Origin of the sequence: Actinopolymorpha pittospori (assembly GCF_014873875.1) — a bacterium.
Taxonomy (GTDB): domain Bacteria; phylum Actinomycetota; class Actinomycetes; order Propionibacteriales; family Actinopolymorphaceae; genus Actinopolymorpha; species Actinopolymorpha pittospori.
On the sequence record NZ_JADBEM010000001.1, the window covers coordinates 10,228,547 to 10,245,081 of the forward strand.

General features: G+C 71.4%; 17 protein-coding genes and 1 tRNA gene. 10 read left to right on the top strand and 8 right to left on the bottom strand.

Annotation, left to right across the window (positions count from 1 at the left end):
* Nucleotides 1-47: 47 nt before the first annotated feature.
* Complete coding sequence (locus tag HEB94_RS47350; RefSeq protein ID WP_192755902.1) at nucleotides 48-869, top strand: P-loop nucleotide/nucleoside kinase family protein; 822 nt, start codon at nucleotides 48-50, stop codon at nucleotides 867-869.
* Nucleotides 870-920: 51 nt separating this feature from the next.
* Here the strand turns inward: HEB94_RS47350 and HEB94_RS47355 are convergent, their stop codons facing one another.
* Nucleotides 921-1,436, bottom strand: a complete 516-nt coding sequence (locus HEB94_RS47355) for a putative immunity protein (protein ID WP_192755903.1) — start codon at nucleotides 1,434-1,436, stop codon at nucleotides 921-923.
* A 243-nt stretch (nucleotides 1,437-1,679) separates the two neighbouring features.
* Here HEB94_RS47355 and HEB94_RS47360 point away from each other — a divergent pair, with 243 nt between their 5' ends.
* The gene (locus HEB94_RS47360; protein ID WP_192755904.1) at nucleotides 1,680-1,841 is read left to right on the top strand and encodes a hypothetical protein; all 162 of its coding nucleotides are present in this window, start codon (nucleotides 1,680-1,682) and stop codon (nucleotides 1,839-1,841) included.
* A gap of 67 nt (nucleotides 1,842-1,908) precedes the next feature.
* Here the strand turns inward: HEB94_RS47360 and HEB94_RS47365 are convergent.
* A tRNA-Arg gene (locus HEB94_RS47365) sits at nucleotides 1,909-1,981 on the bottom strand.
* A gap of 224 nt (nucleotides 1,982-2,205) precedes the next feature.
* Between HEB94_RS47365 and HEB94_RS47370 the strand changes: the two genes are divergently transcribed.
* From HEB94_RS47370 to HEB94_RS47380, 3 genes are read left to right on the top strand one after another with little or no spacing between them, the layout of a single operon-like run.
* Complete coding sequence (locus HEB94_RS47370) at nucleotides 2,206-3,909, top strand: SDR family oxidoreductase (protein WP_192755905.1); 1,704 nt, start codon at nucleotides 2,206-2,208, stop codon at nucleotides 3,907-3,909.
* Nucleotides 3,906-5,411 (top strand): phytoene desaturase family protein, encoded by a 1,506-nt coding sequence (gene crtI, locus HEB94_RS47375; RefSeq protein WP_192755906.1) that lies wholly within the window; start codon nucleotides 3,906-3,908, stop codon nucleotides 5,409-5,411. The genes HEB94_RS47370 and crtI overlap by 4 nt, the downstream gene beginning before the upstream one ends.
* Nucleotides 5,408-6,301 (top strand): phytoene/squalene synthase family protein, encoded by an 894-nt coding sequence (locus HEB94_RS47380; RefSeq protein ID WP_337918469.1) that lies wholly within the window; start codon nucleotides 5,408-5,410, stop codon nucleotides 6,299-6,301. Before crtI ends, HEB94_RS47380 begins: the two co-directional genes overlap by 4 nt.
* Here HEB94_RS47380 and HEB94_RS47385 read toward each other — a convergent pair.
* Nucleotides 6,195-6,566, bottom strand: a complete 372-nt coding sequence (locus HEB94_RS47385) for a lycopene cyclase domain-containing protein (RefSeq protein ID WP_192755907.1) — start codon at nucleotides 6,564-6,566, stop codon at nucleotides 6,195-6,197. The two genes, HEB94_RS47380 and HEB94_RS47385, sit on opposite strands and share 107 nt — an antisense overlap.
* The gene (locus HEB94_RS47390; RefSeq protein WP_337918470.1) at nucleotides 6,559-6,963 is read right to left on the bottom strand and encodes a lycopene cyclase domain-containing protein; all 405 of its coding nucleotides are present in this window, start codon (nucleotides 6,961-6,963) and stop codon (nucleotides 6,559-6,561) included. Before HEB94_RS47390 ends, HEB94_RS47385 begins: the two co-directional genes overlap by 8 nt.
* A 74-nt stretch (nucleotides 6,964-7,037) precedes the next feature.
* On the opposite strand from HEB94_RS47390, the gene HEB94_RS47395 reads away from it, so the two are divergent.
* Both HEB94_RS47395 and HEB94_RS47400 read left to right on the top strand, forming a co-directional pair.
* Complete coding sequence (locus HEB94_RS47395; RefSeq protein ID WP_192755908.1) at nucleotides 7,038-8,378, top strand: FAD-binding domain-containing protein; 1,341 nt, start codon at nucleotides 7,038-7,040, stop codon at nucleotides 8,376-8,378.
* A gap of 75 nt (nucleotides 8,379-8,453) precedes the next feature.
* On the top strand, nucleotides 8,454-10,907 hold the full coding sequence (locus HEB94_RS47400) for an FAD-dependent oxidoreductase (RefSeq protein ID WP_192755909.1): 2,454 nt from the start codon (nucleotides 8,454-8,456) through the stop codon (nucleotides 10,905-10,907).
* Nucleotides 10,908-10,930: 23 nt separating this feature from the next.
* Here the strand turns inward: HEB94_RS47400 and HEB94_RS47405 are convergent, their stop codons facing one another.
* Nucleotides 10,931-11,194 (bottom strand): hypothetical protein, encoded by a 264-nt coding sequence (locus tag HEB94_RS47405; protein WP_337918471.1) that lies wholly within the window; start codon nucleotides 11,192-11,194, stop codon nucleotides 10,931-10,933.
* A 53-nt stretch (nucleotides 11,195-11,247) separates the two neighbouring features.
* Nucleotides 11,248-12,444 carry an FAD-dependent monooxygenase gene (locus tag HEB94_RS47410; RefSeq protein ID WP_192755910.1) on the bottom strand — a complete coding sequence of 399 codons (1,197 nt, stop codon included), beginning with the start codon at nucleotides 12,442-12,444 and terminating at the stop codon, nucleotides 11,248-11,250.
* A 156-nt stretch (nucleotides 12,445-12,600) separates the two neighbouring features.
* On the opposite strand from HEB94_RS47410, the gene HEB94_RS47415 reads away from it, so the two are divergent.
* Nucleotides 12,601-13,185, top strand: a complete 585-nt coding sequence (locus tag HEB94_RS47415; protein WP_192755911.1) for a TetR/AcrR family transcriptional regulator — start codon at nucleotides 12,601-12,603, stop codon at nucleotides 13,183-13,185.
* Here the strand turns inward: HEB94_RS47415 and HEB94_RS47420 are convergent.
* Nucleotides 13,153-13,866: an aspartate/glutamate racemase family protein gene (locus tag HEB94_RS47420; protein WP_192755912.1), complete on the bottom strand. Its 714-nt coding sequence runs from the start codon at nucleotides 13,864-13,866 to the stop codon at nucleotides 13,153-13,155. The genes HEB94_RS47415 and HEB94_RS47420 overlap by 33 nt on opposite strands.
* 234 nt (nucleotides 13,867-14,100) lie before the next feature.
* Between HEB94_RS47420 and HEB94_RS47425 the strand changes: the two genes are divergently transcribed.
* Together HEB94_RS47425 and HEB94_RS47430 are read left to right on the top strand one after the other, a co-directional pair.
* A complete protein-coding gene (locus tag HEB94_RS47425) occupies nucleotides 14,101-14,937 on the top strand; it encodes a class I SAM-dependent methyltransferase (protein ID WP_192755913.1) in 837 nt (278 codons plus the stop codon).
* Between the two features lie 37 nt (nucleotides 14,938-14,974).
* Nucleotides 14,975-15,574 (top strand): TetR/AcrR family transcriptional regulator, encoded by a 600-nt coding sequence (locus HEB94_RS47430; RefSeq protein WP_192755914.1) that lies wholly within the window; start codon nucleotides 14,975-14,977, stop codon nucleotides 15,572-15,574.
* 12 nt (nucleotides 15,575-15,586) lie between these two features.
* On the opposite strand, the gene HEB94_RS47435 is transcribed toward HEB94_RS47430, so the two are convergent.
* Nucleotides 15,587-16,477: a Vgb family protein gene (locus HEB94_RS47435; RefSeq protein ID WP_192755915.1), complete on the bottom strand. Its 891-nt coding sequence runs from the start codon at nucleotides 16,475-16,477 to the stop codon at nucleotides 15,587-15,589.
* Between the last annotated feature and the right edge of the window lie 58 nt (nucleotides 16,478-16,535).

A 16,535-nucleotide genomic window follows, 5' to 3' on the forward strand; every position in this document is an offset into this window, starting at 1 on the left:
ACACGGAGGGCTCGCCGACCTTCTGTCGCGGACAGCTGAGTTCGAACGTGCTGGCGCCGGCCAGGACTGAAATCGGGGCGCTCGGGGTCACTGGCTCCATGGGAGGGGATGTGGGAGATCTGTCGCATGTTCTTTGGATCGGCGGCCCGGCTGCTGCTGGCAAGACAACGGTGAGCCGCCTGCTGGCGAGGCGGCACGGCCTGCGCTGGTACAGCGTTGATGCCCACACCTGGCAGTACTGGGACCGGGCCGCAGCGGAAGGTGTGACGTTGCCGAGCAGTGGCCCGGGCGAGTTCGACCGTGGTCCCATGATCCGTGATGACCTGCTGTCTCTCCCCCGGCCTCTGGTCGTGGTCGAGGGCGCCCTCATCACTCCCGATCTGGCCACGCCATCGAGCAACGCGGTGTGGCTGATGCCCTCGCAGGAGGAACAACGAGCCAGGCTCGAAAAGCGCCACCCGGAGGGCGTACACCATGGATATCTGTGGGGCTGGCAGCTGATCCGGACTCAACTCGATGCCGCCCCGGACGCGGCCACGATCGTCGTCGACAACCAGACTGTGAACCAGACAATCGCCGCTGTGGAGCATCGTTTCGCTGAGCTCATTGCGGCCGGACCGACGGCGCGAAGCAAGCGTGAGCGGCAGCACCTGCTGCGCTACGCCAACGAGGTCGCCGTCACTCACTCCTTGACCGGACTCGCGCGTCAGCCAGCACCACCTGATGTCAGCACACTCGTCCGTGCGTTCGACTGCGAATGCGCCGAACCAACCTGTGACGCCCTGGTGGACTTACCCGTCAGTGACGCAGCCGCTGTACTGACCGACCCGCCGCCGGCACTCTTCGCTCCCGGACACTGCGCTCTGTAGGCAGAGTGGACGATCAGGCTCGCGACAGTCCTGATTGGGTGGGCCACCAGCTCAGCGGTTGAAGACCGACCAGCAGATGTCGTTCCGCAGTTGCTGGTCGTCAAGGACGAGTTCGCGAATCGCCTCCGGGAGCAGGTCGCGCTGCCACTGGCACTCGAGTCGACCCGCGGCCTCGGCCTCGCCGTCCGGTGCAGCAGCTCGCGCGGCCTTGATCGCATACGCTGCCGCACCGAGTTCGTGGGCGGCGACGTGCGCCACGGCACCAGCCTGGCCAGCCGCGTACGCGGCGTGCCCTGCTGCCCCTCCCTTGTCTCGCGCTGCCCCCATGGCATGGCCGCCAGCCGCGCGAGACTCCATCATCTTGACCTCGCCACGAACCCAGGCGCGGACATGCTCGATGGCCTGACGCGGACGTGGATCATCAGGGTGAGCGGACTCGAACAGATGCAGGACGTGCTCGGCGCACGAGGCCGCCCAAAGAGCGAGCAGATGATGATCGGAATCCGTCAAGGTCCCCCCGCGGCGGATCGTCACGAAGCGCGGGTCGCGGACCTTTGGGAGGATCATGGTTGGCGCTCCTCTCCGTACGTCCGCCCGACAATGCCATGGCGGCGCGTTCTGATCGACACCGCCTGGTCGAGATGCTCAACCTCGGAGGTGGAGGGTTTGGCCGGTGGCCTGGGCTGGCCCGGGGGGAGCGGTTGGCGTAGTCCGGGCCAACCGAGGTGGCTACAGCCTCCGGCGCGACTGCCGATCTTCGACACGTTCACACGACCGACGCTGCTGCTGGCGAGTGTCCCGGCTCACGTCGTGGCCGAGCGGCTAGGGCATGCCGATCCCTCGATCGCTCTCCGGGTCTCTGCACTCCTCCGCCAGCACGCGGCCGGTGTCGCGGACGTCTTCGCCCGCGCGATCGAGGACGAGGCGGCGGCTGCTGTTGGCAACGGCCTCAGCAAGCTCGCCGCCAGATGAACATGGTTGCCAACGAAGAAGGCCCCCGATCAGGCGTTTTGCCTGGTCAGGGGCCTTCTTGTTGCTGCGCGCTCGGAGGGATTCGAACCCCCAACCTTCTGATCCGTAGTCAGATGCTCTATCCGTTGAGCTACGAGCGCCGGAACGGTTGGAGAGTCTACAGGTACCCCCGCGCGAACACCGAACCAGTTACCCCACCCCGCCCGAAGTGCCCGGTCGGCCCGGGTCTGGCCGGGTCCTCCACTGGTTCCACGGTACGGCGATTCCCCAGGTCAGGGACCTCTGCCCGTACTTATCCGCCCGTACCCCACCACGGAACGCAGTCGGATGTGTACGGCGCTCAGCAGCGGGCAGCACCTCGAACATGCTGGGCAACGCGAGCGCCGAGCGCAGCGCCGGCGCCGCCCCCTCTCGCGTGCTCGTCACCGGAGTGACCGGATATGTCGGCGGCCGGCTGGTCCCCGAACTCCTGCGGCGCGGCCACCACGTCCGGGTCCTCACCCGGTCCACCGGCCGGATCCGGGAGCGGCCCTGGTTCGACCAGGTGCAGGTGATCGAGGGTGACGCCAGCGAGCCCAGGGTGCTGACCCGGGCGTTCAAGGATCTCGACGTCGCCTACTACCTGATCCACGCCATGGGCCAGTCGGGATCGTTCGAGGAACGGGACCGGACCACCGCGACGGCGTTCGCGACCTACGCGGAGCAGGAGCGCGTGGGCCGCATCGTCTACCTGGGTGGCATCACCCCGCAGCGGCGGGACGGCGGCCTGCCGGAGGACCTGTCGCCACACCTGCGGTCGCGGGAGGAGGTCGGCCGGATCTTCCTGGACGGAACCGTGCCCGCGGCGGTACTTCAGGCGGCGGTGATCATCGGGTCGGGTTCGGTGTCGTTCGAGATGCTGCGCTACCTGACCGAGCGGCTGCCGGTGATGGTGGCGCCGTCGTGGGTGCGTACGCGGATCCAGCCGATCGCGATCCGCGACGTCCTGTGGTACCTCGCCGAGGCGCCGCGGCTCTCCTCGGAGGTCAACCGGACGTTCGACATCGGTGGCACGGACATCCTCACCTACGAGGAGATGATGCAGGGCTTCGCGGCCATCGCGGGTCTGAACCGGCGGGTGATCGCGCCGGTGCCGGTCCTCACGCCGCACCTGTCCAGCCTCTGGGTGGGCCTGGTAACGCCGGTCCCGAGCCGGATCGCCATCCCGCTGGTGGAGTCGCTGCGGCACGAGGTCGTCTGCCGGGAGAACGACATCACCGGCCAGCTCGGCGAGCCGCCGGAGGGTCGGCTCGGTTTCCGGCAGTCGGTGGAGCTCGCCCTGAAACGGATCCGCGACGCCGACGTCACGACCCGGTGGTCCTCGGCGTCGGTACCGGGCGCACCGAGTGATCCGTTGCCGAGCGACCCGGACTGGGCGGGCGGCAGCCTGTACGCCGACGAGCGCTCCCGGCCCGTGCACGCGTCCCGGGAGGCGCTGTGGTCGGTCATCGAGGGCATCGGCGGCGACCGCGGCTGGTACTCCGTGAATGCACCGTGGCGGGTCCGCGGACTCCTCGACCGGCTGGTGGGGGGCGTCGGCCTACGGCGGGGCCGGCGGGATCCCGACCGGCTCCAGGTCGGCGACGCCCTGGACTGGTGGCGGGTCGAGGCCCGCGAACCGGGGGAACTGCTGCGGCTGCGCGCCGAGATGCGGCTGCCCGGGCTGGCGTGGCTGGAGTTCCGGATCGAGGAGCCGGAGGAGCCCGCGGAGCCGGAGGGACCCGCCGAGGAGGTGCGGCTGGTCCAGCGCGCCGTCTTCTACCCGCGTGGGCTGCTCGGTCAGGCGTACTGGTGGAGCATCTGGCCGTTTCACGGGCTCGTCTTCGGCACGATGATCACTAACATCGCTGGGGCGGCCGAGGACGGTCGTCCGCGTCCGCTGCGTCTTCGCGAGCTGCGGCCCGGAGGCCTTCCACGGGGAACCGCGCACTACGGCGACCACGGGGACGGTCATCAGCACGAACGTCGAGGGGAACGCCGAGGCGAGAGACGCCGCGGCCAACGTCGAGGCGAGGGAGGACCACGATGAGCGTGCTGCGAACCCGTCGTCCGCGCCGAGTGGTGATCGTCGGCGCCGGACTCGGCGGACTGTCGGCCGCCTGCCATCTCGCCGGCTCCGGCCACGAGGTGACGGTGGTCGAGCAGGCTGACCAGCCCGGCGGCCGGGCGGCCCGGATCGTCAAGGACGGCTTCACCTTCGACACGGGGCCGACGGTCCTCACCATGCCGGAGCTGTTGGAGTCGACGTTCGCGGCGGCCGGGTCCCGGATGGAGGACCTGCTGACGTTGCGTCCGCTGGACCCGTCGTACCGCGCGAACTTCGCCGACGGTTCGACGATCGCGCTGCGGCACGGGCGCGAGGCGATGGCCGCGGAGATCCGCGAGGCGTGCGGGCCGGTCGAGGAGGCCGGCTTCCGGCGGATGTGCGACTGGCTGGAGTCGCTGTACCAGCTCGAGATGCCGGCGTTCATCGACCGCAACTATCAGCGGTTCTGGGACCTCGCGGTGCCGCTGCAACCGGCGCTGCGGCTCTTCCGGCTGGGCGCCGTCCGCTCGCTGGAGGGCGCGATCCGCCGCTACTTCACCGACGAACGCCTGGTGCGACTGTTCAGCTTCCAGGCGATGTACGCCGGCCTGGCGCCGCAGCAGGCGCTGGCGGTCTTCGCGGTGATCACCTACATGGACTCGGTGCGCGGCGTGTACTTCCCCGAGGGCGGGATCGGCGCGGTGCCGATGGCCCTCGCCGCCGCGGCGAAGAAGGCGGGAGCGACGTTCACCTACGGCCGGCAGGTCAGTCGGGTCCTCTACGACGGGAACGGCAGCCGGCGCCGGGGCGGCCAGGTCACCGGCGTACGCCTCATGGACGGGACCGAACTCCCCGCGGACGCGGTGGTCGTCAACGCCGACCTGCCGGTCGCCTACCGCACGCTGCTCCCGGACCTGCCTCCGCCGCCGGTGCTGCGGAAGGCGAGGTACTCCCCGTCGGCGTTCGTCTGGCACGCGGGTGTGCGTGGCCTGCCGCCGGCGCACGCGAGCCACCACAACATCCACTTCGGCGCGGAGTGGTCCTCCTCGTTTCGCACCCTGCTGCACGAGGGACGGCTGATGCCCGACCCGTCGGTGCTGGTCACGGTTCCGACGCTGAGCGACCCGAGTCTCGCGCCGGAGGACTCGTCGGTGCTGTACGTGCTCGAGCCGGTGCCCAGCCTGGCCGGCAAGGTGGACTGGACGAAGGAACGCCGCGCGACCCGGGAGCGTCTCGGCGGGCTGCTGGAACACTGGGGCTATCCGAGCGACGTCATCGTGGAGGAGGCGATGGACCCGACGGACTGGGCGCGGCAGGGCATGGCGCTCGGTACGCCGTTCGCGTTGGCCCACACGTTCTTCCAGTCCGGGCCGTTCCGTCCGGCCAACGTCGACCGGCGGGTGCACGGCCTGGTGTTCGTCGGCAGCAGCACCGTGCCGGGGGTCGGCGTCCCCATGGTCCTGGTCTCCGGCCGGCTCGCCGCCGAACGCGTGGAGCAGCTGTGACCGGACTCGATCCGGCGTTGGCGAGCGCCTACGCGCGGTGCGGCCGGATCGCGCGCGAGCACGGGAAGACCTACTCCATGGCGGCGCGGCTGCTCGACCGTGAGCAGCGTCGGCACGTCCACGCGGTCTACGCCTTCTGCCGGGTCGCTGACGACATCGTGGACGAGGCCGGTGGGCGTGACGTGGAGGAGACGCGGGCGGCGCTCGCGGACTTCGGTGGGAGGTTCCGGGTGGACCTCGCCGCCGGGCACTCGGACCATCCGGTGCTCGCCGCGGTGGTCCACACGGCGAGCACGCTCGGCATCGACCCGGACTGCTTCAGCCGCTTCCTGCGGTCGATGGCGATGGACCTGGACACCGCGAAGTACGCCACGTGGGACGACCTGCTGGACTACATGGACGGGTCCGCGGCCGTCGTCGGGGAGATGATGCTGCCCGTCCTGCGTCCCACGGACGCGGCGGCGCTCGCCCCGGCGCGCGATCTCGGGGTGGCGTTCCAGCTCACCAACTTCCTGCGCGACGTCGGCGAGGATCTCGACCGGGGCCGGATCTACCTGCCCCAGGAGGATCTGGAGAGGTTCGGCGCCGACCCGCAGGCACGCACCACGTCACCGGAGTGGCGTGCGCTGATGCGGTTCGAGATCGCCCGCAACCGGGAGATCTACGCCTCCGCCGACCGCGGGATCCCGATGCTGCCGGACCGCTCCGCCCGGTGCGTCCACACCGCCCGGGTGCTGTACGCCGAGATTCTCGAGCGCATCGAGGCCGCCGACCACGACGTGTTCAGCGTTCGCGCGCGGGTTCCTGGTCGGCGGAAGCTCGCGGTCGCCGTCCGTTCGCTGCTGCGGCCCGCTCCCGGCTCGCCCGGCGATCCCACAGCAGCAGGGTGAGCGTCATGAGGCTGAAGCCGAACGCGAAGTCCTCGACCGGGATGTCCCAGGGGAAGCGGATCCCGCTGGCGTGCTCGTCGGCGTACAGCACGATCGGCGCGCTGAGCTTGGTCAGCCATCCGTCGACGGGGATCTGGAAGCCGAGCACGATGACGACGGTGATCCAGTACGCCGGGCGGCGGAAGAGCCCGGTGCGCAGCAGGAGGAGTTCCAGCGCCACCACCACGACGACGGAGACGACCGCGGCGAGGGTGTACTCAGGCATCGGTGGCCTCGCCTCCGGGTGCCCGTTCCGGCCCGTGCTGCCCCTCGCGCCGGCCACCGCGCCGGGAGCGCAGGACGGTGAGCATCGTGCCGACCGCCTCGTAGGTCAGCAGCGCGCACAGCGGGATCGTCACGAAGAACGCCAACTCCTCCACCGGGACGCCGAACGGCAGCAGCCAGCCGGTGGTGTAGCGGTCGCTGAAGTGCCAGTGCCCGCGTCCCACCGCGATCGCGTCCCAGATCAGGAAGACGACCAGCAGCGGTACGAGGACACGGACGAGCCGGCGGGGCCGTCGGTAGACCCGGGCCCGGAACACGAACTCCAGGGGCAGGGTCAGGGCGAGGCAGGCCGCCATCAGCAGGAGGTACTGGAACCTGTCGATCGGCGCGCTCCTCACCGGTCGTTTCGACGAAGCCGCTCCGTCCCTTCGAGGGTAGTGACCCGGTACGTCTCGCGCGAAGGACCGCCGCCGTGAGTCGGACGACGGTGGTCCTGTTCACCCGTGACCTGCGGGTCCGGGACCATCCCGCACTCGCCGACGCCTGCCGCAACTCCGGGCGGGTGGTGCCGCTGTTCGTCCTGGACGAGAAGATCCTGCGCGGCCCGTTCGCCTCCCCCAATCGCGGGATGTTCCTCGGCGAGGCGCTGGCCGACCTGCGGGAGAGCCTGCGCGAGCGGGGCGGTGACCTGCTCGTCCGGGCCGGCGATCCGGTCGAGGAGGCGCTGCGGGTCGCGTGCGAGGTCGGCGCGGAGCGGGTGGTGTGCAGTGCCGACGTCACGGCGTTCGCCCGGCGGCGGGAGCGGCGGCTGGACCGCGCCTGTGAGGAGGCCGGACTCGAGCTGGGGTTGTTCCCCGGCGTCACCGTCGTACCCGCGGGCGACCTGCGCACCGGCGGAGGCGGGCACCACCAGGTCTTCACGCCGTACTGGCGGGCCTGGGAGGCGGCGACGTGGCGGTCGGTGGTCCGGGCACCCGAGCGGGTCGAGGTGCCCACCGGCCTCGCACCCGGCAGTCTCCCCTCGCGCACCGACCTGACCTGTGGGGGCGAGACCTCACCGAACCTCCCGAAGGGCGGGGAGAGTGCCGCGCGGGCCCGCCTGGACGCCTACGCCCGCCAGCGCACCGACGCCGGCTCCCTCGACCGCGAGAACCTCGCCGCGGACCAGACCACCCGGCTCAGCCCCTATCTCCACTTCGGGTGCGTGTCGCCGCTGACGGTGGCGACCCGGCTGCGTGGGAGCGCCGAGGACGTCGTGCGCCAGTTGTGTTGGCGGGACTTCTACCACCAGGTCACCGCATGCTTCCCCGGTATCGCGCGGCAGGACCTGCGCCCGCGGAGGCGGGAGTGGGTCAGCGATGCGGGCGACGCGATCGAGGCCTGGCGGGCCGGGCGGACCGGCGTCCCGATCGTCGACGCCGGGATGCGACAACTGCTGGCCGAGGGGTGGATGCACAACCGGGCCCGGCTGGTGGTCGGCTCGTTCCTCACCAAACAGCTCGGCGTCGACTGGCGGGTCGGGGCGGCGCACTTCTTCCGCTGGCTGGTCGACGGTGACGTCGCGAACAACGCGGGGAACTGGCAGTGGGTCGCGGGCACCGGCAACGACACCCGGCCCAACCGGGTACTGAACCCGCTGCGGCAGGCGGCCCGCTTCGACCCGGACGGAGACTACGTTCGCCGGTACGTGCCCGAACTCGCCGGCATCGACGGCGCCGCCGTGCACGAGCCGTGGAAGCTGCCCGAGGACGTACGCCGTGGGCTCGACTATCCGGAGCTGCTGATCGACCCCGTGCCGCGCCGCACCGGTTAGCCGGGTCCTGCGGGCACGACGCGTGGGACCGCGAGTCAGGCGACGCGCTTGGAGACATGCCCTAGGGTCGACGGCGTGCCAGGTGAGCTGCAGCGGGCCGAGGTGGTGGCGGGTTTCGACCGGGCCGCACCGGCCTACGACCGGTTGGTCGGCGCGAACCCCGGCTACCACGCGCACCTGCGCAGGTCCGCCGAACGGCTCGGCCTGCCGCCCGGTGACGGCAGCGGCCTGCGGCTGCTCGACCTCGGCTGCGGCACCGGCGCCTCCACCGCCGCCCTCCTGTCGGTGGCGCCGCGGGCCGAGATCGTCGCGGTCGACGGCTCCGCGGGGATGCTCGAACAGGCGCGCCGCAAACGCTGGCCGGCCGGGGTGAGCTTCGTCCAGGCGGACGCGAGCGATCTCGAGGCAGCCGGCGTGCAGGGACCCTTCGACGGCGTGCTCGCCGCGTACCTGCTGCGCAACCTGCCCGACCCCGACCCGACGTTGCGGCAGCTGCTCGGGTTGCTGCGGCCAGGTGCGACGCTGGCCGTGCACGAGTACTCCGTCGCCGACTCGGCGCTGCGACGCGCGATCTGGAACGCCGTGTGTACGACGGTGATCGTGCCGGCGGGGCGGCTGCTGTCCGGCGATCCGTCGCTGTACCGCTACCTACGGCGCAGCGTGCTCGACTTCGACAGCATCGCAACGTTGTCGGCGCGGCTGCGGCGGGCCGGCTTCACCCGCGTCCGGGTCGCCCCGATGTCGGGCTGGCAGCGCGGGATCGTGCACACCTTCCTCGCCACCCGGCCGATGGTCGCGGGCGCCGTGGACCCCGCGACCCGGCCCGTCCGATCCGCCCCGTCCGCCCCGGCGGGTCGCGCGCAGCCCCGGCGTCAGGAGCAGACCGGGCGTCAGGAGCAGACCTGGCGTCGGGGGTATGCGGGACGGCCCGGGCGGGACCGACGCGCCATCCTCGTTCCGACCCCACCCGTCGAGCGCGCCGCCGTCGTACCGGAGCGGCCCCGGGTGGGTGTGGTCGGCGGCGGCATCGCGGGCGTCACCGCGGCGGTCGCGCTCGCCGAGCGCGGCGTCGAGGTCGTGCTGTTCGAACGCGAGCCGCAGCTCGGCGGCCGGCTGGCCGGCTGGCCCACCCAGCTGGCCGACGGCAGCACGGTCACGATGAGCCGCGGCTTCCACGCGTTCTTCCGGCAGTACTACAACCTCCGCGCGCTCTTCGCCCGGATCGACCCAGGGCTCGGCGGTCTGGTTCCGCTGCGGGACTACCCGCTGATGCACGCGAACGGCACGCAGGACAGCTTCTCCGGGGTCCCCCGCACCCCGCCGTTGAACGCCGCCGTCTTCGCCGCGACCAGCCCGACGTTCGCGCCCCGGGACTTCACCCGGCTCGACCCGCGGGCGGCGCTGCCGATGGTCGACGTGACGGTGCCCGACATCTACCACCGGCTCGACGACGTGGACGCGCTGGCGTTCCTGGAGCGGATCCGCTTCCCCGCGGCGGCCCGGGACCTGGCGTTCTCGGTGTTCTCCCGGAGCTTCTTCGCCGATCCGCGGGAGCTCTCCGCGGCCGAACTCGTGACGATGTTCCACCTGTACTTCCTCGGCTCCAGTGAGGGCCTGCTCTTCGACGTTCCGTCCGCACCGTTTCCGCGTGCGCTGTGGGACCCGCTCGGTACGCGGCTGGGTGAGCTCGGCGCGCAGGTGCACCTTGACACGCCTGTGCGGGAGGTCGCGCCCGGCGGGCCGCGTGCGCAGATCGTCCGCACCGACACCGGCAGCCACGACGTGGACGGCGTGGTGCTGGCGGCCGACGTGCCCGGGCTCCGGGCGGTCGTGGAGGGGTCGCCCACCCTCGGGACCCCGCACTGGCGGGACCAGCTCGCCGGCCTGCCGAGCGCACCGGCGTTCCTGGTGTCCCGGCTCTGGCTGGACCGGCCGGTCCGGGGTGACCGGGCGGCGTTCGTCGGCACCGCGGGGTTCGGGCCGCTGGACAACGTGAGCGTCCTGGACCGGTACGAGGACGAGGCGCGGGCGTGGTCACGGCGGGTCGGCGGCTCGGTGGTCGAACTCCATGCCTACGCCGTGCCGTCGGGGGTGAACGTGGCGGACCTGCGGGCAGACCTGCTCGCCCAGCTGCATCGGGTGTTCCCCGAGACGGCGGCCGCGACGGTGATCGACGAGCGGCACGAGTTCAGGGCGGACTGCCCGCTCTTTCCGCCGGGCGGTTTCGGCCGGCGGCCGACGGTCACGACTCCCGACCCGGACGTCGTGGTCGCGGGCGACCTCGTCCGCGTCGACCTTCCGGTGGCGCTGATGGAACGCGCCGCGACCAGCGGACTGCTCGCGGCCAACCACCTGCTGGGTCGGTGGGGACGCGAACCGCACCCGGTGTGGAGCGTTCCGAACGCCGGCCGCTGGCGGGCACTGCGGGCGCTGTCGCGACGCTTCGGCGATGACGCGCACCGGCGACCCGTTCGGACCGCCCGCGCTCGCACGCACCTGCAGGTGCCGGCTGGGCTACTCCGCCCGTAGCCCCCCGGTCTTCTCGGCTGAGGTCACGCGGTCCAGCCCAGGAACACGTCCCCGAACCACAGGACCGCGAACCACCCCGCCAGCCCCAGGAGAGGCAGAGCGAGGGCCAGCAGGGGCCGGCGGCGGAACGATCGTAAGGCGGTGAGGAGCAACAGGCACCAGGCCAGGACGAAGCCCGCCACCGCCCACCATGGCGCGACGAGTCCGCTGACGACGTAGAGAAGCAGCAACGGGACGAGGCCGACCAGCCCCACCCAGCCCAGGGCGACCCGCGCAGGGTTGTTCACCCACTCATGGTGGCGGGTGACCGATCCCGGCGCCAGCGCCGAGCTCCCTGAGATCAGGCCACCGCCTGGACCGTGGTGTAGTCCTCCAGGGTGATGGCGTTGGCGGCCTTGGTGGTCAGCTTGTTGAACACGCCGGCGAGCATCGGTGCGGAGAGCATGCGCCAGGTGAGGTTGCGGCGCCGGATCTTCCCCGCCGTCGCGGGCGCGAGGAAGGGCCCGGCGCCGCCGGCCAGCTTCTGGCAGCCACGCGCGTAGTCCTTGATGCGTTCCTCATAACGCGTGAACGCGATCTGGTGGTCACCACCGGCCCGCGCGAGCTCACCGGCCAGGACGTAGGCGGCGACGATCGCCAGGCCGGTCCCCAGGCCGCCGACGGTGGCGCCGTAGCCGGCGTCGCCGAGAAGCACGACCCGTCCGGTGGAGAAGTGCTCCAGGTGGATCTGGCTGATGGAGTCGAAGTAGAGGTCGGGTGCGTCCCACAGCCCCTCGAGCAGGCGCGGCACCTCCCAGCCCACGCCCGCGTACAGGTCGGCGAGGAGCTTCTTCTGCGCCGCGACGTCACGGCGGTCGTAGTCGAGTAGCTGTGAGCTGAAGACGAGTCCCGCGCCCGCGACGCGTGGGTCCCGGGTGGCGGCCAGGGTCACGCCCTTTCCGGGGACGTTGTAGATGAGCCCGGTGCGGTCGAGGCCGAGGTGGTTGGGCACCTCCCACCCGGCGATGTAGTGGCCGAAGAAGCGGAGGAACCCCGACTCCGCACCGAACGCCAACCGCCGGACGTTGGAGTGCAGGCCGTCGGCTCCCACCACCAGGTCGAAGGTGCGCGGTTCGCCGCGTTCGAAGGTCACGTCCACCCCGTCCGGGGTCTCCCGCATCGAGGTGATGGAGTCGTCGAAGACGTAGTCGACGTTGTCCTTGCTGCGGTCGTACAGGATGCGGCTGAGGTCACCGCGGTAGATCTCCACCTCGCCGCTCATGAACTCCGAGGGCAGGGCGGCGAGACGCCTCCCGGTCTCGTCGACGACGACCTGCTCGCCCATGCCGGTCTGCTGCCTGCGGACCTCCTCCAGGATCCCCATCCGGCGGAGCACGGTCAGGTGCGCCGTGCCGCGGAAGTCGACCGCGAACCCTCCCTCGCGCAGCGCTGGTGCCCGCTCGACCACGGTCGGGCGGAAGCCGTACCTGTCCAGCCAGTAGGCGAGGGCGGGGCCGGCGACGCTCGCGCCGGAGATCAGGACGGTGGGGTTCTTCATGGCTGGCTCCTCGGCTCGCGCTGGTCATTGACGTCCGACGGGGCTTCCCGTGCGGCGCTGTGGCGACTGTACGCAGGATTTGGGCGCTTGCGCAAGACGATTGCCTAATTCGTACGCATCATGCGTTCGCACGAGTGGGCGGGTACGATCCCGCACATGGGAAACCGTGAGGACCTGCTCGCCGGCGCCAAGGCATGCCTGATCGAGAAGGGCTGGGCACGCACGACCGTCCGCGACATCACAGCGGCGTCAGGCGGAGTCAGCATGGCGGCGATCGGCTACCACTTCGGGTCGCGGGAGGCCCTCCTCACCGCGGCGTTCACCGAGGCCATGGACGAGTGGGGGCAGGAGATCGGCCGGGCACTGGCCGGGCAGGCCCGACCGGGCGGGGGTCCCGTCGAGCAGTTCGAGGCGATGTGGTCGCAGATGATCGAGTCGTTCAACGTCCTTCGGCCGCTGTGGCTCGCAAGCGTCGAGGCGCTCGTGCAGGCCGAACACTCCCCCACGCTGCGCCCGTTGATGGCCTCCTCCCAGGCGGAGGGACGCCGGGGCATCGCGGCCTGGTTCACCGGCGTGGAGGAGGCGGCGGTCGACGAGGCGACGGTCCGCACCGTCGGCTCCGCGGGGTTGGCACTGCTGTCCGGGACGATGATGCAGTGGCTGGTCGACCCCGACAGCGCGCCGAGTGGCGCGGATCTGGTGGCCGGCCTACGGACGATCGCGGCTGGTCTGGAGTCCTAGGGCGCGGTCGACGGCGGCCTCGACGTGGATGCGGGTGGAGTCATACATCGGGAGCGCACAGTCCGCCTGGTCGACCAGCAGGGTGATCTCGGTGCAGCCGAGGATGATCGCGTCGGCACCACGCTCGGCCAGCCGCGCCATCACGCCCTGGTACGCGACTCGTGAGGCGGGCTCGACCCTGTTCCTCGTCAGTTCCTCGTAGATCACGTCGTGGACGAGCGCGCGGTCTGGTTCCTCCGGGACGAGCACCTCGACTCCGCGGCTGCGCATCCGCTCGCGGTAGAAGGCCGACTCCATGGTGTAGCGCGTGGCGAGTAGCCCCACCGTGCGATGACCCGCGGCGGCGATCCGGTCGGCCGTCGCGTCCACGATGTGCAGGAAGTCGGCGTCGATCGCCGCGCTGATCACGTCGGCGACCCGGTGCATGGTGTTCGTGCACAGCAGCACCACCTCCGCACCCGCGGCCTCGAGGGTCTTGGCGGCGCCGGCCAGGAAGGCGCCGGCGGTGTCCCAGTCCCCGGCCCGCTGCATGGCCTCGATCTCGGCGAAGTCCACGGTGAGCATCAGACTGGGCGCGCAGTGGTGACCGCCCAACCGACGCCGTACCTCCTCGTTGAGGAGCCGGTAGTACTCGGCGGAGGACTCCCAGCTCATCCCGCCGATCAGCCCGATCGTCCGCATCGACCGCCCCTTTCGCCCATCGCCGATCACGTGAGCGTGATTATCGCCGCGGCCCGGGGCGGCCGCCGCGGCCGAGTGCCCACCGAAACTATCCTGAACACCTCTGTTCAAGTTAGCCGCTTCGCCCTTATTCTTGACACTGGTGTTCAGGTATCGATCTGACCCCGACCTGGTCGCTGTGGGCCGCGTTCCACGGCGTCCCCCAACAGACGTGTGACAGAAGGGAGAGCCCGGATGCAGGCTGTCGTCAACACCCACCAGGCGGAGGCGTGGAACGGTTACGAGGGCGAACACTGGGCCGCCCATCAGGACCGTTGGGATGCTGTCAACGTCGACCTGACGCGGCACCTGTTCGCGGGCGCCGCGGTCGGCGGGCGGGACCGCGTACTCGACATCGGTTGCGGCAACGGGCAGTCCACCCGGCTGGCGGCGCGACGGGCGGTGGACGGACACGCCGTCGGCGTCGACCTGTCCGGACCGATGCTCGGCCGGGCCCGCGCCACCGCGGCGCAGGAGCACCTGACCAACGTCTCGTTCGAACAGGGCGACGCGCAGGTCCATCCGTTCGAGGCCGGCGCGTTCGACCTCGCGATCAGCCGAGCCGGGATCATGTTCTTCGGCGATCCGGTCGCGGCGTTCACCAACATCGGGCGGGCGCTGCGCGCTGGTGGCCGCTTCGTGTTCGTGTGCCCCAGGGACGTTCACCTGCAGGACTGGTTCGTCGCCCCGATGACCGCGCTGCTCGGTCATACGCCTGGGCCGGCCGTACCCGGCGAGCCCGGGATGTTCTCCCTCGCCGACCGGGCCCACCTCGACGACGTACTGCTGCGGGCCGGGTTCGAGACGGTGACGGCGGCCGAGGTCGACGTCGAGATGGCGTACGGGCGAAACGCCGAGGACGCCGCCGACTTCTTCCTCGGGATGGGACCGGCCAGGTTCTCGCTGGGCCAGACCGACCGTGCGGCTGCGGACCTACGCGACACGGTCGTCGAGGCGCTGCGGGCCTACGAGACGGTCGAGGGAGTTGGGCTGCCGGGCAGCTTCTGGCGAGTGAGCGCAACCCGACCTTGACCCGGGGAGACCGTGCGGCCGCCGTATCCTCACCACCATGACCCGGGAGACGGCCAGCCGTCCGGCCGCCCCACGGCGGCGACGCGCCGACGCCGAACGCAACGTCACGGCGATCGTCGAGGCGGCCCTGGACGGGATTCTCGCGGGCGAGGAGGTCACCATGGCGGCCCTCGCCCGGGCGGTCGGCGTCAGCCGGGTCACGCTCTACTCGCACTTTCCCACCCGGGAGGCGTTGCTGGACGCCGTCACCGACCGCGCCGTCACCGACGCCAGGGACATCGCGCGTGAGCTGAGGCTCGACGACGGCCCGGCCCGCGAGGCGCTCGCCCGGATGGTGGGGTCGCAGTGGCAGACGCTGAGCCGCTACCGCGACCTCTACGCCGTCGCCGTGGCCGAGCTACCCCCGGCCCGGCTCCGCGCCCTGCACGCTCCGTTGTTCGGCAGCGTGAAGAAACTCATCACCCGCGGTCAGGCGGAGGGTGACTTCCGCACCGACCTGCCGCGGGACTGGCTGCTCGCCACGGTCTACGCCCTGATGCACCAGGCCGCCGAGGAGGTCAACGCCGGCCGGCTCTCGGCGCGCCGGGCCGGCGACACGGTGACCGAGACGATCCTCTCCGCCCTGCGCACTCCGTGATCACGAACCTGGTCACGGGGTGACGCGGGCGACGGAACCGCTCTCGAGCGCGACCCAGACCGCTCCCGCGTCGTCGACGACGAGACCGTGCGGTTCGTTGCCGGCCGCGGACAGGTCGTACTCCTCGATCGCGCCGTCCGGGGCCAGGCGGCCGAGCCGGTTCGCGCCCCACTCGGTGAACCAGCACGCCCCGTCGCGGTCCAGGGTGATCGCGTGGGGCCGGCAGGTCCGGTCCGGGAGCGGGTGCTCCGTCAGGTCACTGTCCAGGGTGAGCCGACCGACCTGCCCGGCACCGATCTCGGCGAAGTACACCGCGTCCCGACCTGCGCAGATTCCCACCGGGGCCGTGCCCTCCGCGAGCGGGAACAGCGCGAGTTCACCGCCGACGCTCAGCCGGCCGATCGCGGGTGCCTGGTTGAGCGTGAACCACAGCGCACCGTCCGGACCGGCCGTGATGTGGGAGGGCATCGCACCGGTCGTGCCGAGCGGAAACTCCGTGACGTCGCCCTCGACCGTGATCCGGGCGATGCGGTCGACGTTGAGGAGCGTGCACCACAGCGCGCCGTCGGGACCGGCGGTGATGCCGTAGGGGCCGGCGTCGGGCGTTCCGACCGCGAAGTCGGTGAGTTCGCCGCTGGGGTCGATCCGCCCGACGCGGTGGTCGCCGTAGCGCGTGAACCACAGGGCGCCGTCCGGACCGTTCGTGATGACGGTCGGCCCGCCCTTCGCCTCGACCGCATAGCGGCGTACGTCGCCGTCGGGGCGCAGGCGCACGACCTCACCGGATCCCACGAGAGTCACCCACAGGGTGGAGTCGCTCCCGCACGCGATCCCGTACGGCCCGGTGTCCGGTCCGCCGACCTCGAACCAGGCGAGGGAGGGCTGGCCGGGCGAGGTGTTCATCGGACCTCCAGACGATGGGCGGGCGGCGGACCCGCCGCCCACTTAATGCGACGTTTGT

Coding starts and splice junctions, on each gene's coding strand:
- HEB94_RS47355 (WP_192755903.1), bottom strand. CDS start 1,436: ATGATCCTCCCAAAGGTCCGCGACCCGCGCTTCGTGACGATCCGCCGC.
- HEB94_RS47370 (WP_192755905.1), top strand. CDS start 2,206: ATGCTGGGCAACGCGAGCGCCGAGCGCAGCGCCGGCGCCGCCCCCTCT.
- crtI (WP_192755906.1), top strand. CDS start 3,906: ATGAGCGTGCTGCGAACCCGTCGTCCGCGCCGAGTGGTGATCGTCGGC.
- HEB94_RS47385 (WP_192755907.1), bottom strand. CDS start 6,566: ATGCCTGAGTACACCCTCGCCGCGGTCGTCTCCGTCGTCGTGGTGGTG.
- HEB94_RS47410 (WP_192755910.1), bottom strand. CDS start 12,444: ATGAAGAACCCCACCGTCCTGATCTCCGGCGCGAGCGTCGCCGGCCCC.
- HEB94_RS47415 (WP_192755911.1), top strand. CDS start 12,601: ATGGGAAACCGTGAGGACCTGCTCGCCGGCGCCAAGGCATGCCTGATC.
- HEB94_RS47420 (WP_192755912.1), bottom strand. CDS start 13,866: ATGCGGACGATCGGGCTGATCGGCGGGATGAGCTGGGAGTCCTCCGCC.
- HEB94_RS47425 (WP_192755913.1), top strand. CDS start 14,101: ATGCAGGCTGTCGTCAACACCCACCAGGCGGAGGCGTGGAACGGTTAC.
- HEB94_RS47430 (WP_192755914.1), top strand. CDS start 14,975: ATGACCCGGGAGACGGCCAGCCGTCCGGCCGCCCCACGGCGGCGACGC.
- HEB94_RS47435 (WP_192755915.1), bottom strand. CDS start 16,477: ATGAACACCTCGCCCGGCCAGCCCTCCCTCGCCTGGTTCGAGGTCGGC.